Annotated in this window: 17 protein-coding genes; 8 read left to right on the top strand and 9 right to left on the bottom strand. The window is 65.8% G+C overall.

What is annotated here, in order from left to right; genetic code table 11:
* The first annotated feature begins 205 nt into the window (after positions 1-205).
* Positions 206-2,863, top strand: coding sequence for an ExeM/NucH family extracellular endonuclease (locus ACSBQT_RS16405; RefSeq protein ID WP_435002109.1), 2,658 nt, complete (start codon positions 206-208; stop codon positions 2,861-2,863).
* A 6-nt stretch (positions 2,864-2,869) separates the two neighbouring features.
* On the opposite strand, the gene ACSBQT_RS16400 is transcribed toward ACSBQT_RS16405, so the two are convergent.
* The 3 genes from ACSBQT_RS16400 to ACSBQT_RS16390 are packed head-to-tail and all read right to left on the bottom strand — an operon-like array spanning position 2,870 to position 6,804.
* A complete protein-coding gene (locus ACSBQT_RS16400; protein ID WP_435002108.1) occupies positions 2,870-4,033 on the bottom strand; it encodes a PrpF domain-containing protein in 1,164 nt (387 codons plus the stop codon).
* A 4-nt stretch (positions 4,034-4,037) separates the two neighbouring features.
* Positions 4,038-5,318 (bottom strand): MFS transporter, encoded by a 1,281-nt coding sequence (locus ACSBQT_RS16395; protein ID WP_410710881.1) that lies wholly within the window; start codon positions 5,316-5,318, stop codon positions 4,038-4,040.
* 28 nt (positions 5,319-5,346) lie between these two features.
* On the bottom strand, positions 5,347-6,804 hold the full coding sequence (locus ACSBQT_RS16390; protein WP_410710882.1) for a benzaldehyde dehydrogenase: 1,458 nt from the start codon (positions 6,802-6,804) through the stop codon (positions 5,347-5,349).
* A 184-nt stretch (positions 6,805-6,988) separates the two neighbouring features.
* On the opposite strand from ACSBQT_RS16390, the gene ACSBQT_RS16385 reads away from it, so the two are divergent.
* Positions 6,989-7,759 (top strand): IclR family transcriptional regulator, encoded by a 771-nt coding sequence (locus ACSBQT_RS16385; RefSeq protein WP_410710883.1) that lies wholly within the window; start codon positions 6,989-6,991, stop codon positions 7,757-7,759.
* Between the two features lie 16 nt (positions 7,760-7,775).
* On the opposite strand, the gene ACSBQT_RS16380 is transcribed toward ACSBQT_RS16385, so the two are convergent.
* Together ACSBQT_RS16380 and ACSBQT_RS16375 are read right to left on the bottom strand one after the other, a co-directional pair.
* Positions 7,776-8,162, bottom strand: coding sequence for a DUF1304 domain-containing protein (locus ACSBQT_RS16380; RefSeq protein ID WP_410710884.1), 387 nt, complete (start codon positions 8,160-8,162; stop codon positions 7,776-7,778).
* A complete protein-coding gene (locus ACSBQT_RS16375; RefSeq protein ID WP_410710885.1) occupies positions 8,159-8,422 on the bottom strand; it encodes a DUF2277 domain-containing protein in 264 nt (87 codons plus the stop codon). Before ACSBQT_RS16375 ends, ACSBQT_RS16380 begins: the two co-directional genes overlap by 4 nt.
* Before the next feature lie 81 nt (positions 8,423-8,503).
* Here ACSBQT_RS16375 and ACSBQT_RS16370 point away from each other — a divergent pair, with 81 nt between their 5' ends.
* Positions 8,504-9,235: a GTP pyrophosphokinase gene (locus ACSBQT_RS16370; protein ID WP_410710886.1), complete on the top strand. Its 732-nt coding sequence runs from the start codon at positions 8,504-8,506 to the stop codon at positions 9,233-9,235.
* On the opposite strand, the gene ACSBQT_RS16365 is transcribed toward ACSBQT_RS16370, so the two are convergent.
* Positions 9,216-9,794 (bottom strand): dihydrofolate reductase family protein, encoded by a 579-nt coding sequence (locus tag ACSBQT_RS16365; protein ID WP_410710887.1) that lies wholly within the window; start codon positions 9,792-9,794, stop codon positions 9,216-9,218. The genes ACSBQT_RS16370 and ACSBQT_RS16365 overlap by 20 nt on opposite strands.
* A 149-nt stretch (positions 9,795-9,943) precedes the next feature.
* Between ACSBQT_RS16365 and ACSBQT_RS16360 the strand changes: the two genes are divergently transcribed.
* Positions 9,944-10,966 carry a type IV toxin-antitoxin system AbiEi family antitoxin gene (locus ACSBQT_RS16360; protein ID WP_410710888.1) on the top strand — a complete coding sequence of 341 codons (1,023 nt, stop codon included), beginning with the start codon at positions 9,944-9,946 and terminating at the stop codon, positions 10,964-10,966.
* Entirely contained in the window at positions 10,963-11,571 is a 609-nt protein-coding gene (locus tag ACSBQT_RS16355) for a nucleotidyl transferase AbiEii/AbiGii toxin family protein (protein ID WP_410710889.1), read from the top strand. Before ACSBQT_RS16360 ends, ACSBQT_RS16355 begins: the two co-directional genes overlap by 4 nt.
* Here the strand turns inward: ACSBQT_RS16355 and ACSBQT_RS16350 are convergent.
* Together ACSBQT_RS16350 and ACSBQT_RS16345 are read right to left on the bottom strand one after the other, a co-directional pair.
* Positions 11,501-13,009 carry a multicopper oxidase family protein gene (locus tag ACSBQT_RS16350; RefSeq protein ID WP_410710890.1) on the bottom strand — a complete coding sequence of 503 codons (1,509 nt, stop codon included), beginning with the start codon at positions 13,007-13,009 and terminating at the stop codon, positions 11,501-11,503. The two genes, ACSBQT_RS16355 and ACSBQT_RS16350, sit on opposite strands and share 71 nt — an antisense overlap.
* Positions 13,006-13,410 carry a hypothetical protein gene (locus ACSBQT_RS16345; RefSeq protein ID WP_410710891.1) on the bottom strand — a complete coding sequence of 135 codons (405 nt, stop codon included), beginning with the start codon at positions 13,408-13,410 and terminating at the stop codon, positions 13,006-13,008. The genes ACSBQT_RS16350 and ACSBQT_RS16345 overlap by 4 nt, the downstream gene beginning before the upstream one ends.
* A gap of 152 nt (positions 13,411-13,562) precedes the next feature.
* On the opposite strand from ACSBQT_RS16345, the gene ACSBQT_RS16340 reads away from it, so the two are divergent.
* The 3 genes from ACSBQT_RS16340 (at position 13,563) to ACSBQT_RS16330 (ending at position 15,791) form a co-directional block, all read left to right on the top strand.
* Entirely contained in the window at positions 13,563-14,741 is a 1,179-nt protein-coding gene (locus ACSBQT_RS16340; protein WP_410710892.1) for a sensor histidine kinase, read from the top strand.
* Positions 14,738-15,418, top strand: a complete 681-nt coding sequence (locus tag ACSBQT_RS16335; protein WP_410710893.1) for a response regulator — start codon at positions 14,738-14,740, stop codon at positions 15,416-15,418. Before ACSBQT_RS16340 ends, ACSBQT_RS16335 begins: the two co-directional genes overlap by 4 nt.
* 121 nt (positions 15,419-15,539) lie before the next feature.
* Complete coding sequence (locus ACSBQT_RS16330; protein ID WP_410710894.1) at positions 15,540-15,791, top strand: hypothetical protein; 252 nt, start codon at positions 15,540-15,542, stop codon at positions 15,789-15,791.
* A gap of 18 nt (positions 15,792-15,809) precedes the next feature.
* Here ACSBQT_RS16330 and ACSBQT_RS16325 read toward each other — a convergent pair whose 3' ends face one another.
* Positions 15,810-16,163: a VOC family protein gene (locus ACSBQT_RS16325; protein WP_410710895.1), complete on the bottom strand. Its 354-nt coding sequence runs from the start codon at positions 16,161-16,163 to the stop codon at positions 15,810-15,812.

Here is a 16,163-nt window from a genome sequence, read left to right as displayed (position 1 = left end):
GTTGCTGGGCCGCCGTCAGGTGGTTCTGGGGCAGGGCGGGTTGTGTAGGATGAGTGCCACCCGTGGCACTCAGTGGACTGTTCGACTGTTCACAAGTTGTTCACATCTTCGGCGCTGTCGTCGATGAGTGAGCCGCTAGGGTGCAAGGGACTGCGCACGTGATCGTCACGATGTGCACAGCCGCTCATCCGCCCGAAAGGCTCCCATGAAAGTCACGACCACTCTCTCTTCCGCCGCGGCGCTCAGCCTCGTTGCGGGCCTGGCTCTCCCCCTCGCACCGGCAGCCGCGGCAGACGCCGCCCACATCTCCGAAATCGCCTACACCCTCGCGACCGACTTCATCGAAGTCGCCGCCGACCCCGGCACCGACATCTCCGGGTGGACCTTCGGTTCGGTGACACGCGGCGGCAGCGTCCAGGCGCAGGAGAACACCGTCACCGTGCCCGAGGACACGACGGTCGGCGATTCCGGTGCCGTCGCGATCGACGTGTCGATCACGAACTCCGTCAAGGCCGGTTCGGCCGCCGACGGCGAGTACGGCTCGAGTGCCTTCGTCATCGACGATGACGGCGAGCTGGTCGACTTCCAGCAGATCGGCGGCGTCGTCGACGGCAAGGGCGTCACCGGCACGAAGAACACCTTCACCCCCGCACCCGTCATCGGCCAGGAGGCCGAACCGACCGGTGCGACTGCCGCCAGCGGGCAGTCGATCCAACTCACAGGCGATGCGTGGAAGTCGGCGGCCCCCACCCCGAACGCCCTGCCCGACGGCGACGGTGGCGACGACGGAGACGACGGTGAAACTCCCGAAGGCGTCACCCCGATCTCCGACATCCAGGGCACGGGCGACGCCAGCCCCATCCAGGGCAAGACCGTGACCACCCGCGGTGTCGTCACCGCCGCTTACCCCGAGGGCGGGCTGAACGGCTACTACATCCAGACCCCCGGCTCCGGCGGAGCTGACCGTGCCGACGGCGCAGCGTCCGACGGCATCTTCGTCTACTCCCCCGACACCGTCGCCGATATCAGCATCGACGACCACGTCGAGGTCACCGGCACCGTGTCCGAACACTACGGTCAGACCCAGATCTCCGTATCCGCGTCCGGTCTCAAGAAGGTCGACGAACCCGCCGAGGCGGTCAAGCCCGTCGAAGACGCCTTTCCTGCCGGAGACGAGAAGCGCGAATCCCTCGAAGGCATGCTCCTGCAGCCGAGCGAATCGCTGACCGTGGCCGACAATTACAACACGAACACGTATGGCGAGGTCGTCCTCGCCACCGGTGAGGGCACGCTCGATCAGCCCACCGACGTCCACCGCCCCGGCACCCCCGAGGCGAAGGCTCTGGAAGCCGAGAACCTCGACCGTGAGGTCGTCCTCGACGACGGCGCCACCGTGAACTTCCTCAAGGCCGACAAGGACATCCCCCTGCCCTACCTCAGCAAGGAGGACCCGGTCCGCGTCGGTGCGCAGGCGAACTTCACCTCCCCGGTGGTGCTCGGCTTCGATCACGAGAAGTGGCGGTTCCAGCCGACGACCCGTCTGACCGGGGACAACGCCGAGGCGGTGCAGCCGACCTACTTCACCGACACTCGCACCGACGCCCCCGAGGCCGTCGGCGGCCAGGTCAGCCTCGCCAGCTTCAACGTCCTCAACTACTTCACCACCACCGGTGACCAGTTGGACGGCTGCCAGTACTACGACGACCGCGAGGGCAACCACATCACCGTCCGCGGCGGCTGCGATGCCCGTGGTGCCGCGAACGCGGAGAGTCTCAAGCGTCAGGAGACGAAGATCGTCACCGCGATCAACAAGCTCGACGCCTCGGTGGTCTCGCTCATGGAGATCGAGAACTCTGCCGCGTTCGGCAAGGACCGCGACGATGCCCTGTCCACCCTGGTCAAGCGCCTCAACGAGGCGGCCGGGACTCAGAAATGGGACTTCGTCGACTCCCCTGCCGCCGTTCCAACCGATGAGGATGTCATCCGCACGGCATTGATCTACCAACCCGCCGAGGTGGCCCCGCAGAACGAATCCACGATCCTTGACGATCAGGATGCGTTCTCCAATGCCCGCGAACCCCTGTCCCAGGCGTTCGCCCCGAAGGACGGCACCGGTGAGATCGAAAAGGACAAGACCTTCGTGACGATCTCCAACCACTTCAAGTCCAAGGGCACCGGGTCAGGTCCGGGCAATGAGGACTCCGGCGACGGTCAGGGCGCGTCGAACGCCGACCGCGTGAAGCAGTCCGAAGCGCTCGTCGGGTTCGCCGGTGACCAGCAGGAGGCAACGAACAGCGACCTGGTCTACCTCCTCGGCGATTTCAATTCCTATACTCAGGAAGACCCGATGCAGGTCTTCTACGAGGCCGGGTACAAGGACATCGCGGCGGAGAAGACAGACGAATCCACGTATGTCTATGGTTCGCGCACCGGCAGCCTCGACCACGTCCTCGCCCTCGACGCCTCGGACGAAGCCGACGGTGCAGGCACGGGCGCGACAGCCTTCGACTCCGTCACCGGGGCCGATGTCTGGAACATCAACTCGGTCGAGTCTCTGGCGCTCGAATACAGCCGCTTCAACTACAACGTCAGCGACCTCTTCGCTCCGGACCAGTTCCGGGCTTCCGATCATGATCCGGTCGTCGTCGGCCTCTTCGACTCCTCAGATGAAGGCGGGGACGACGACGCCGGAGCAGACGCCGGGGATGACGCGGACGCTGACGGCTCGAACGACCACCCCGGCGGAAAGAACGCGGGGAAGAACGGAGGCAAGAACGGCAACCATTGGGGCAGCCGCGATGGTGACCACCCGGGTGGGAAGAACGCCGGAAAGAACGGCAACTTCAGCAGCAACGGGCGCTGAATCTGCCTAGCTGACGGCCACCTGCCCCCGCATGAGCACTCGTGCCGTGCGGAAGAGGGAGGTGGCCGTCACTGTGTCTCCGTCGAAGACGGCCCCTGCCGTGACCACGCCCGATGGCGTCGCCAGCCGCACTTCCGGCCCGACGTCTGTGTCTTCGTCCCCGGTGTCGGATCCTGGCCGGGAGCGTCGGATGATGCGGTTGATGATCGTGTCCGGGATCTGCGCGGCCGCGGCCAGGCACATGGCTCCGGTTCCGGGCACGGCTTTGTGCGTCTGCCCCATGGAGATCATTCGCACGGGCAGGTCGGCCTCCTCGGCGGACAGGGTCGTTCCGTCGAGCAGTCGGGTGGGCTGTGGGGCTGTGACTACGGCGACCTTCGGCACGACGTCCGGTGCTTCCTCCGGGGACTCACACAGCCCCATCCGCACGGCGGCGTTGCGGCGCAGCTCCGCGATCATGCCCATCGCGTGCTCTTTCGCGTCGATCTCCTCCGGAGTTTTGGTGCCCTTGAGTCCGATCGCAGCACCCGGGACGATGACGACGGGCAGGGTGGCGTCGACGAGGCTGACCTCGAACATCGCCCCACCAGCAGTGATGGACTCGGCTGCCTTCCCCGTCGGCAGGAGTCCGGCGGTGCGGCTGCCGGCCGGATCGGGGTAGATGAGTTCGATCGGTGCGCCCGTTCCGCTGACTCCGGGCAGCACCAGATCGCCCGTACCGCCGGCCTGCCCATCGACGACGCCGAGGCCGACGTCGACGAGTTTCTGCGTGTTCGTATTGAACAGCCGGAAGACATGCCATCCGTCGGCTGCGGTGATCAGACCCTCTGACAGCGCGAAGGGCACGACCCCGGAGGACAGATTTCCGCAGTTGCCGGAGTAGTCGACGGCCGCCTCGGTGACGGAGACCTGACCGAACGTGTAGTCGAGGTCGACCCCATCCCTCGCCGAGGCGGCCACGACGACGATCTTCGACAGCGAGGAGATGCCCCCGCCCATTCCGTCGAGCTGACGGCCGAACGGATCGGGCGAACCCATCGCCGAGGTGAAGATCGAGTCCCACTCCGCCGTGTCCCCGTCCGCGTTCAGCGACGGCAGCGCGGATTCGCTGAAGAACAGTCCCTTGCTTGTGCCGCCGCGAACGAACGTGGCATCGATCCACCGAGTCATGCTTTCAGCGTAGCGACTTCGGCACGATCGCCATGGCTGCGAACCCGAGTACGGCCACGACGGCGAAGAGGTAGAAGCCCCAGGGATAGGCGATGCCCGCGGTGACCAGGGCGCCGGTGATGAACGGACCGACGATGGCGCCGATCCGGCCGATGCCCGAGGCCATGCCCAGCGCGGTGCCGCGGGCCTGAGCCGGATAGACGGCCGAGACGAAGGCATAGACGAGCACCTGGGCGGAGAAGACGAAGACTCCGGTGATGAATACGGCGATGTTGAGCAGCACCTGGCTGGTCATCGGAATCGACAGTGCGGCGAGGAAGATGGCTGCGAGGACGAACCACATGAGCACGATCTTCTTCGTCCCGTGCTTGTCGGCCAACCAGCCGGCCAGGACGAGTCCGACGACGGCGCCGATGTTCATGACGAAGAGCATGACCAGCGAATCCGAGACCTCATAGCCGGCGTCGGCCATAATCTTCGGCAGCCAGGTGTTGAGTCCGTAGACCAACAGGAGTCCCATGAAGCTCGCTGCCCACACGCCGATGGTCACCAGCGCCAGCTTGCCTGCGAAGAGCCCGGCCATTCCTGTCTTCACCTGGGAGTCGACGACTCCGGACGGATCGGCGGCGTCGGCGTCCTTCACCGAGGCAGCCGCGGGGTTGCGTTTGATCGCCTGCGCGATGAGGAACGCTTCGGATTCGGGCAGCTTCCAGATCAGGAGGGGCACCATGACGAGGCCGGTGATTCCGCCGGCGAGGAAGAGCAGGTGCCAGTTGTGGGAGTAGGCGACGGCGAGCAGGGAAATCGCGACGGCGCCGGCGTGGTAGCCGGTCATCGTCAGCGTCGTGGCCTTTCCGGTCTTGCCCGACTTGTTGTATTCGCTGATGTAGGCGAGCGCACTGGGCATCACGGCACCGAGGAACAGTCCGGCGATGAACCGGTAGATGGTGAACAGTGCGACGTTCGGGGCGAACGCGACGAGCAGGGTGAAGACGCTGAAGCCGATGACGCAGCCGATGATCGCCCACCGTCGTCCGATCCGGTCGACGACGGGGCCGACGGATACGGCGCCGAGGCCGACGCCCACGAGGCTGAGCGTGGCCACCATCGTGGCCGCCTCGGGGGTGAATCCGAGGGCCTCGGTGGCCAGCAGCTCGGGGATGACCGCGCCGAGGACGACGAGGTCGAAGCCCTCCAGGGCGACGGCCAGCCAGCACAGGACGGCCGGCCAGCGGCCCGCCGAGGCGGAACCGGTCGTGGATGCGGATGGGGTGGTTGCGGACATCGGTGTCTCCGGGGTGTTGTCGTGCAGGTCAGAAAGGGTAGGGCGCGATGGACGAGCGCATCGTCACCCATTGGGTTTCGGTGAAGGCTTCGATGTTGGCTTCGGCTCCACCGAAACGGGATCCGTTGCCGGAGTCCTTCATGCCACCGAAGGGGACGTTGGCCTCATCGGAGACGGTCTGTTCGTTGATGTGGACCTTCCCGGTGTCGACGAGATCGGCCAGGCCCATGGCCATACCCACATCGCCGAGGATGCCCAAGGAGAGACCGTATTCGCTCGCGTTGACCATCTCGGCGGCTTCTTCGAGGGTGGAGAAGCGGGCCACCGGGGCGACGGGTCCGAAGATCTCCTGTGCCCAGGCGGGATTCGAGGGGCTGAGGTCGGTGAGCACCGTAGGTGGGACGAAGGCACCTTCGCCCGGCCCTCCGGCGACGAGCGTGGCACCGTCGGCGGTGGCTTTGTCGAGGATGTCGCGGACGTGGGTGCGCTGTTTCTCGTCGATGATCGGTCCGATTGCGACCTCCTCGGTGGCGGGGTTGCCCACCGGCAGATTTCGGGCGCGTTCGGCCAGCTGTTCGACGTAGTCGTCGTAGACGGATTCGTGGACGAGGTGGCGGCCTGTGGTCATGCAGATCTGGCCTTGGTGCATCCACGATCCGAAGGCCCCCGCCGAGGTGGCCGGACCGACTTCGGCTCCGGGAAGGACGACGAGCGCATTGTTTCCACCGAGTTCGAGGTGGCAGCGCTTGAGGAGGCGACCGGCGGCTTCACCGACCTTGCGTCCGGCCGCTGTGGAGCCGGTGAACGAGATGACGGAGACCTCGGGTGCGGCGACGACGGCTTCACCGGCGTCGAGACCGCCGGGCAGGACCTGGAGCAGTCCTTCGGGCAGTCCCGCCTCGCCGAAGACCTTCGCGATCGCCACTCCGGCGCACACGGCGGTGCGGGGGTCCGGCTTGAGCAGGACCGCGTTGCCCAGGGCGAGGGCCGGGGCAACGGAGCGCATGGCGAGGATGAGGGGGAAGTTGAACGGGGCGATGACGGAGACGACCCCGGCTGGCACTTGGCGGGCGAAGGACCAGCGGGGTTCGTTCGAGGTGAGTACCTGTCCCTTGGGGTGGCTGGGCAGGGCGGAGGATTCGAAGCAGATGGCTTCAGCCGAGGAGATCTCGAGTGCGGCCTTCGCAGGGATGGAGCCGGCTTCGCGGATGATCCATCCGGCGAGCTCATCGGCGTGTTCGGCCCACAGGGCACCGGCGCGGCGCAGCACTGCGGCCCTTTCGGCCGGAGTGGTCTTCGCCCATTCCTTCTGTGCAGCGGCGGCTCGCGTGGCGGCGGCGGTGACATCGTCGGCGCTGGCGGCACCGAGGCTGCCGAGGGTCTCACCGGTGGCCGGTTCGATGACGTCGTAGGTCTCTCCGGAGCCGGCGGTCCAGGTGCCGGTGAAGATCTTCTCGTGCCAGTCGGTTCCCAGGAAATCAGTCATTGTCTGTCCTCACTTCTTTGTCGGGGCGGGTCATGTCTGTGGTTCCGTGCAACGAACCGATCTGCGGGCACAGTCGACGAAGGACTGTGGTGCACCTCTCGTCAGAGTAGTGACCCGCACCACCCGAAGCCACTACGCTCCCATTCATTGAGAAATTCGCTGGAGAGCCGCTAGAATCCGAGGCATGGCGAACTCTCCTTCCGGCGACTCGATGATCGACCGGCTCGTGCGCGTGCTCGCATCCTTCGACCCGGACCATCAGAGCCTGAGCACCGACGAGATCGCCGAGCGTGCCGAACTGCCGAAGTCGACGGCCTACCGACTCATCGGTGAGATGATGCGTCACGATCTGCTTCAACGCGACCCCAATGGGCGTATCCGGATCGGAGTCGGGATGTGGGAGCTGTCGAACCGCGCCTCCGATGCCGTCGATCTGGCGTCGGTGGCCAGACCGCACATGATGGGTGTGCACGAGTTCGTCGGCGAGAACACGCAGTTGGGCATCCTGCGGGAACGCGAGGTGCTCATCATCGAGCGCATGTCGGCGCCGAATGCGGTCATCCACCGGTCGAGGACCGCCGGTCGGCTGCCGGCTCATGCATCGTCGTGTGGACTCGTGCTCTTGGCTTACGCCCCGAAGCATCAGCGTGAGGCGTATCTGAGAGGTCCGCTGGCTGCACTCACAGAGAAGACGACGACGGATCCTGCAGCTCTGCGCAAGATGTTCACGTCCATCCGCTCTCACCATTTCGCCGAGCTCTCCGGCCATATCGATGAGGGCACGACAGGCATCACGGTTCCCGTCTTCGATGCCGGCGGGGCGGCGATCGCCGGGCTCGGCGTCGTCATCGATTCGGAGCACCGGAAAGGTGTGCCCGCGATCATGCGGGTCCTGCGGACCGCCTCGGCGAGGATCACGCAGGACCTCACAGCCGATCATCGATTCGCCGGCTGAGTCAGATCGCTGCGGCTCAGACCAGGACTCCGACGATCAGGCACAGCACACCGAGCAGCGGCAGCGTGCCCTGTTTGAGCGCAGAGGCGAGCAGCTCACGGCTGGAGAGTGCGAGCACCAGCGCCGCGGCGAGCATCGATCCTGCCCCGACGAAGACGAGGGTGAGCCCGACCGCAGCAGAGCCTGCGCCGAAGACGATGAGGCCGATGAACACAGCGAGGGCCAGGAAGAGGTTGTAGAAGCCTTGGTTGAAGGCCAGGGATTTCGTCGCCTCGGCCTCGGTCTCGGTGGTGCCGAACGTGGCGCGGGCACGTGGACTCGTCCAGGCGATGGATTCCAGGTAGAAGATGAAGACGTGCAGGGCGGCGGCGAGGCCGGCGAGCACGAGTCCGGCAATCGTCATGAGCGAGCCGCGAATCTGGCTCGCCGCTTCTCCGCTTCCTCCTCTCGATTCTTCGGCGGCGCGTTCGTCACCAGCGCATCGAGGAGGTGCTGGGTGGTGTGGGCGATCTCCTCGACAGCAGCGTCGAAGGCCGCAGCATTGGCCTGCGAGGGCTTCGTCGTGCCGGCGATCTTGCGCACATACTGCAGTGCGGCGGCGTGGACTTCGTCGGAGGTGGCGGCAGGTTCGAAATTATGGAGGGTCCTGATGTTTCTGCACATGCCAAAACGGTACTCCTCGGCACTGACACAGAACAGATGTTCCGCCGATACACTGAGGCCACAATGGAGATCCGGAAAGAGATGACGCCAGCAGAGACCGCCCTGACACCGCAGCAGATCGAAAGCATCCGTCAGCTCCGCCTGGATTTCTCGCAGCTGATCATGCACCACCGCTTCGTCATCGACGAGGTGCTCACGAAGATCTCGATCCTGCGCGAGGAGTCCGTCCACACGCGCAGCTACAACCCGATCGAGCACATCTCCTCTCGCGTGAAGTCGCCGCGGAGCCTGCTGGAGAAGGTCCATCGTCGGGGCCTGCCGCTCGACTCCGAGATCATCCGGCGGGAGATCACCGACATCGCGGGCATCCGCATCACCTGCAGCTTCATCGCCGACACCTATCACGTCCTCGAGCTGCTCACCGCGCAGAACGACGTCCGCCTCGTCGAGGTCAAGGACTACATTGCAGAGCCGAAGCCCAACGGCTACCGCAGCCTGCATGCGATCCTCGAGGTTCCGGTGTTCCTCCGCAGCGGGCCGACCCCGGTCATCTGCGAGGTGCAGATCCGCACGATCGCGATGGACTTCTGGGCGAGCCTCGAGCACAAGATCCACTACAAGTTCGACGGCGATGTCCCCGATCGTCTCGTCGGCGAACTCACCGAGGCGGCCGACGCGGCCAGCGATCTCGACCGGAAGATGGAACGCCTCCACGCCGAGGTCAGGAGCGGTTCACCGGACGCCGACTCCGGTGAGGAGTTCGACGAGGAGGCTCTGCGGATCCTCTGGGATCTCAGCAGGCGGGAGGGCTAGACCTTTTGGGTCGGTACGTCCGGCCGAAGCTGCGGGCGTTCGCCGTATCGATCGTCTCGAGCTCCCAGTCGACCCGCCGTCCGCCGGGAACGTCGAAGATCCGCACTCCGTCGCCGAGGAAGACCGGCGCGACGTAGACCTGGAGTTCGTCGATGAGGTCGACCTCGAGTGCCTGCCGGGCGATATCGGCGCTGATGATCTGGATGTCGCGGTCACCGGCGATCTGCTGGGCCCTCTCGACCGCCTCGGTGATGGTGCAGTTCATCGCGGTCACCGAGGCGTCATCGGCCAGATCCTCGGGGTGGTGGGTGAGGATGACCTCCGTCCCCGACCATGCACCTCCGTAGGCCTCGGATGTCAGCTCATCGCGCTCGTCGGCCTGTTCCTTTGCCGCGTCGTATCCGCGGCGGCCGGAGATGATGACAGCTACCTTCGAGGCCCTATCTTCTAAGTCGCCCTCGTCATTCGACTCGGAGGCCGAGAGCCACGACATGTCATGGCCTGGCCCGGCGATGAACCCGTCGATCGAACAGGTGAATCCCCATGCCACTTTTCCCATCGCTCCCCCTCGAGCTGCGGCGCCCTCTGCTGGTGATTGCAGATTGCAACCAGTGAACCACAGCCGATGGTCTCGATCAACGTTCGGCACCATATTGTTTTCGCGAATCCCGTGTTCAATATTCGCGTATGTTCAAGTGCCATGAACATATGCCCATTATTGAACATGAAATTCGTGCTACCCCGGAGTTCATCGACCGCGCCGTCGATGCCCTTGCCGAGGCGGGGCTGCGCGCGGATTGGTCGGCTCGCCCGAGCGATCTCGGGCGAGCTGTTGCGGGCACACTGACCGTCGACGATGGCCATGTGAAGCATGAATTTCCTGCGCTCGCGGTTGCCTCCGCGAGCGCAGGGGACGTCGCGTTGCTCCCCCACGACGAGCGGACAATCCTCCTCGCTGATCACATATCTCGGACCAGGGCCCAACAGCTCAAGGACCGCGGCTGGGGCGGATTCCTCGATAGTGCCGGCAATTCCTCCCTGCGCGCGGCAGGTCTCACCGTCGAGATCTCCGGCCAGCGCAGCGAGAGTCGCATGCCGACGCCTCCCACCACGGCACCGTTCACGCGAGCGGGATTGCCCGTCACCTTCGCGCTCTTGGCCAATCATGAACATTTCGGCGTCACGACCACTCAACGGGGCCTCGCTGAGATCTCAGGAGCCTCTCTGGGTACAGTCAATCGAGTCGTCCGAGCATTGCGCGACCGCACGCCACCCTTCTTGGAAGGCCGGCACAACGACATCACTCGGCCTGCGGCCCTCGAACGCGAATGGATTTCGGCCTACTCCACTCAGCAGCCGGGGGCGTGGCCCGACGAACGGTTCACCAGCGAGATCTGGGCATCGCCGAGGGACCTTTCGGAGATCGACCTTCCGCCGGGCGCACTGTTCGGTTCGGAAGTCGCCGCCGCACACCTCGGCGCATCGATTCGCCCGGCGGAGGCGGTCATCTACGTCGACGGAGACAGCACCCGCAGGGAGCTTATCCGCCTCGGGCGGCTCCGCAAGGACGAGAACGGGACAATCCGGCTGCGCCCGGCGCTGTGGCGGACTCCGCCTGCCCCGACGGAGAATCAGACTGTTCCCAGGCTGCTCATTCGGGCCGACCTGCTGCTCGAAGACGATCCCCGGACCGACGAGATCAGCGCCGAGTTCGACGGCGGCAGGAGATGATCGATCTCACTGGACGCACCGATGTCCCGGTCCCGGAAGACGTCCTCCGGAAACTTGCCGCCGTCTGCCGAGATGGCGGCGTCGATTTTCTCGTCATCGGCGCGGCAGCACGAGATCTCGTCATCCATTCCCAGCAGGGCAAGCCTCCGGTCCGAGCAACGAAGGACATCGACATCGCGGTGGCGGTCCGAGAGGACGATCAGTTTCAGGAGCTCGGCCGCAGACTCAACCGCAGGGGCAGGTCACCGCATACGTTCACTGTGCTCGGTATCGAGGTCGACGTCGTCCCCTTCGGCGGCAATGAAACCGACCGTTCGGTGACGTTCACCGACGGCGCTGTCTTCGACGCCACGGGGATCGCGGAGGCACATTCGACGCCGGTGCTTGTGCGCATGCCGCAGGGAACCGAGGTGCAGGTCGCTTCACCTGCGGCACTCACGGCACTGAAGATCCTCGCGTGGAGCGAACGTCACGCCGACAACCCAAAGGACGCTGTGGATCTCGGGACAATCCGGGCTCGCCCGCTGACCCACCTCAGTGCTCGTGCCCGGCTCCTTCGTGCCCGGCCGGCACCCCGACTTCTGCCTCCTGACCTCGCTCGATGACGACGAATTGGCCCATCATGCCCTCGTCTTCGTGCAGGAGCATGTGGCAGTGATACATGTACGGCATCGTCGGGTCGGCGAAGTCCTCGAATCGCATGAGCAGTCGGTAGTCGCGATTCGGCTCGAGGTAGATCGTGTCCTTCCGCCCGCTCATCTCCACCGGTGGCGCCTCCCCATCGACCGAGAGCACCTCGAACTGCACATCGTGGATATGGAAGCTGTGCGGGATCGGCTGCTTGCTGCGTACCTCCCACACTTCGGTGTCACCGACGTAGGCCACCTCGTCGATGCGGTTCATGTCCATCCGCTCACCGTTGATCTCACGTTCCTCGAGTTCGAACTTCCGGGTCTTGGCAGCCTCGGACTCATCCAAGGCATCCTTCTCGGCATGCTCCGACGGCGACCACGCTGGTTCGGGAGCAGACTTCAACTTCTCGGCCGCACGGAACTCGAGAACGTCGAAGGAATCGTGTCCGCCCATCGTCGCCGGCACCGCCACCCCGCCGAGGTCGACCTCGGCCGAGCGCAGCCGCACCGTCTCACCCGCGGTGAAGTCGACGACCACCTCGGCGCGCTCCCCCGGCGCCAACCTCAGCCGATCGACCTCGGCAGGTTCGTCAAGGAGTCCACCGTCACCGGCGATGAGATCCATCGACCGATCGGGGAATTCGAACGCGTACGTTCTCGCCGTCGATCCGTTGAGCAGGCGCAGCCGCACCTTCTCCGACGTCACCTCCTGCACCCCGCCGATCGTGCCGTTGACCATGACGGTGTCGCCGAGCATCCCCGGTTCGGCCCCGTCGTCGCTGAGCTCGAGCTGCCCGTCGTCGAAGGACTTGTCCTGAACGATGAGTGGGAGATCGTCGACGCCGTACTCGTCCGGCAGATCCGCCTCGGTGCTGGCATCGTCATCGAGAATGACCATCCCGGCCAGCCCCTTGTACACGTGGTCTCCGGTCTTCCCATGAGGATGCGGGTGGTACCACAGGGTCGCGGCCTGCTGGTCGATCGTCCAGTGCGGCTTCCACGTCTGGCCAGGGTCGACCATCTGGTGCGGGCCGCCGTCCATCGTCGCCGGCAGATGCATCCCGTGCCAGTGCACGCTCGTCGGTTCGTCGAGATCGTTCGCCACGTCGACGGCGATCTTCTCCCCGCGTTCGGCCCGCAGGGTGGGCCCGAGAAATGACCCGTTGAATCCCCAGGTCTCCGTCGGTCCGTCCTGACCGCGGAACTCCGTCGACCCTTTCTCAGCGGTGAGGTCGAAGGTGCGCACTCCGTCTTTGACCGTCGATTCCGCCAACGGCGGGATGGCCAGTTCGTTGTCGAACTCGGCCTCTGTCACCGAGGTGGTCGACACTCCGCAGGCAGCCAGCCCGACCGCGACGACCACCGCGACAGCGGCCCCGGCCGCAACCGAGGCATGCCGGCGCCGTCTCATCGCTGCTCCCGCTTCCCGAGCATCGCCTGGATTCCGAAGGCTGCCAGTCCGGTGAGGGCGCCGATCCCGGCGCCCATTCCGAGGCTCGGGATGAGTGCCATGAACACTGCCGGCCCGCTGCTGATCAACCCGGTCCCGGCGAGCAGTCCGCCGAATGCGAGGGTGAGGAAGCCGTGCGCCGCACCGCAGATCGTCAGGGTGAGTACGGGCCGAGCAACGCGGGCGAAGCCGACGGTCCCGATCCACACCGCTCCGGTGAGACCGAGCAGGATGAAGGCGCGGACGGCACCGTCACCGAGGATGGGCCACAGCCCGGTCAGCGGCCACAGCAGCGCCAGAGAGGATAGACCGACGATGAGCGGCCAGGACAGGGGACGTTTCGAATGTGTTGTCGTATTCATGTCCTCTACTCTTCCGGCCGGCCGGATCTGCCACATCGACACTGAGGCGGCAGTTCCTCCCGCCCCGAGGCGAGGCTCGAGTCGCCTGCAGGCGATTGCCCGATCGACGCCGAACGACTGCGGCGGACGCGTTTGCTCCGTAGTCTTGGACTATGGGTTCGGCAGATGTGAGTGAGACGGGTGAGGAGCGCGAGCGCCTCGCACCGTGGCTGACCGATGCCTCCCTGGCGGTTGCGGTGACCCTGGTGATCTCGCTGGTCATCGCCGCCGATGCCGAGTCCTCCCCGCTGCCCGGCGTCGCCTGGGCGATCGGTTTCGGTGCCCTGATGCTCCTGCGTCGCCATCTGTCGCTGACCGTTCTGGCCGTGACCGTGTTCGGGATCTTCGCCTACTACGCCCTGAACCTGCCGCCGATCGGTATGGTCCTACCCGCGGTCGGTGCCCTCTACTCGACTGCCGAGGTGCGGCGCACCTCATGGGCGGTGCTCGGTGCCGCGGTCCTGATCGCCGTGTCGACGTTCTACCGGTTCGATGACCTCGACCCGCGCGCCCAGCTGACCGGGTACGGCTTCGTCACCGAACTCGCCCTGGCAGCCGCCGCCATCGCTCTGGGATCCGTGGTCCGCCTGGTCCGGGAGACCCGCACGCAGTCGGCGCGCATCGCCGCGCTCACCACGGCCGAGGAGTCCCGGGCCGCCGAGTCGCGGATGCACTCCGAACGAGTGCGCATCTCCCGCGACCTCCACGACACGATCGGCCACACTCTGTCGGTGGCTTCCCTGCACACCTCCGTGGCGGCTGAGGCCGTGGACCCGGACGACCGTGCGGCCGCACTCGAACGGGTGCGCGGTGCCACCTCGGAGGCTCTGCGGGAACTGCGTCGCACGGTCAAGGTCCTCCGTGAGGAGTCCGCGGGTGCGACCGACCCGGGACCCGCCTCGGCGCTGGGATTGGCCTCGATCTCCACCATCATCGAGGCGGCCCGAGCCGCCGGCCTCGATGTCACGGTCGACCTCGATGTCGATCCGGCACGGCTGCCGCGGGCCGTCGATGCGGCGGCATTTCGGATCGTCCAGGAGTCGGTGACGAACGTGCTGCGCCATTCCAGGGCGAGCGCGGCCCGCGTCTCCGCGCAGGTGCACGGCGACGAGCTCATCGTGCGCATCGTCGACGACGGTCACGGCGGGTCCAAGGATCCGGAACCTGGCGCCGGCATCCGCGGAATGAGGGAACGGGCGGGACTGCTCGGGGGCCGCCTCGGTGCCGGATCGAGCGCCGAAGGATTCACAGTGACAGCGCACCTGCCCATCGATGTCGAGGAGAAGCAATGACCGAGGCGATCCGCGTCGTCATCGTCGACGATCAGGAACTCGTCCGGGCCGGACTGCGGCCCCTGGCCGAACGCGACGGAGACATCACGGTCATCGCCGAGGCGACGGACGGGAGATCAGGACTGTCGTATGTGCGGGAGCTGCGCCCCGATGTCGTGCTCATGGACATCCGCATGCCCGTCATGGACGGGATCGAGGCGACGCGGGCCATCGTCGCCGACGATGCGCTGAACGGGGTCAGGGTCCTCATGCTCACCACCTTCGACGAGGATGAGAACGTCTTCGCCGCTATCCGGGCGGGTGCCGCCGGGTACCTGCTCAAGGACGTCTCCCCCGACGATCTGCGCTCGGCAATCCGCACGGTCGCCGCCGGTGACGCTCTGCTGTCGCCATCGGTCACCTCCGCGGTCATGCGGGCCGTCGCCGAGGGGCATTCCCCCGATCCGGTCAGTCATGGGCTCGATGAGCTCACTGAGCGGGAGGTCGAGGTCCTCAGCGGAATCGGGCGCGGACTGACCAATGACGAGATCGCCGCCGAACTCTTCCTCAGCCCCGCCACGGCTCGCACCTATGTCAGCCGACTGCTCACTCGCCTCGACGCTCGGGACCGAGCGGCGCTCATCGTGCTCGCCTATGAGACGGGGCTGGTTCGGCCCGGCGGTGCTTCACGCGGGTGACCGACGGCCGCTCCCATCAAACGTCCGCAGATCCCCCAGTGCACACTCTGCTTGCAGGCGTAGCGTGGCAGGCACAGCCCAAATGGATTGGACCGTGGACGAAATCATCAGGTGATCGACCATGAGCACGACACAGACCAATCAATATCCGAGGCCCCTGGCGGTGGTCCTCGGCAAGAGGGCGGCACTGTTCCTCTTCATCGGCGTCCTCGGTTTCCTCCTCGTCAAGGTCGTCGGTCCGGTACTGCAGACCGGCCCCGAATATGTCGCCGAGGCCGTAGTCTCCGGAATTCCGCTGCTCATCGCCGCCGGATGCGCCATCACCGCACTGGCAGTGGCGATTGTGCACAGCGTGCGGACCAAGGCAGTGTGAACACTGCCTCGCGTGGGTTCACTCCGGGTGCGCGACGATATTGAACACTTTGCCGTCGGGTGCCCGGACGAAGAACCGCCGTACTCCCCATACCTCGTGGGTGAGCGGGTGGACGATCTCGATGCCCTGCTCCTGGGCTTCGGCAAAAGCAGCGTCGACGTCCTCGACGAGCACCGAAGCCACGGGATTCGTCTGCCCGGTCTCATCGTCGGTGAGCACCTGCACGCTGGCGCCGGTGTCCGGTGAAGTGAAGCGTGCGACCCAGCCGAGGTTGAATTCCTCGTTGCTCAGTCCGAGGAAGCCCGCATAGAACTCCTGCGCGGCGTCGAGGTCGTCGACCGCGATGTCAGGAATGACCCTGTTGACCTTCAT

Origin of the sequence: Brevibacterium sp. H602, from assembly GCF_051172395.1 — a bacterium.
Lineage (GTDB): Bacteria > Actinomycetota > Actinomycetes > Actinomycetales > Brevibacteriaceae > Brevibacterium.
This window is presented reverse-complemented; position numbering and strand designations above follow the sequence as displayed.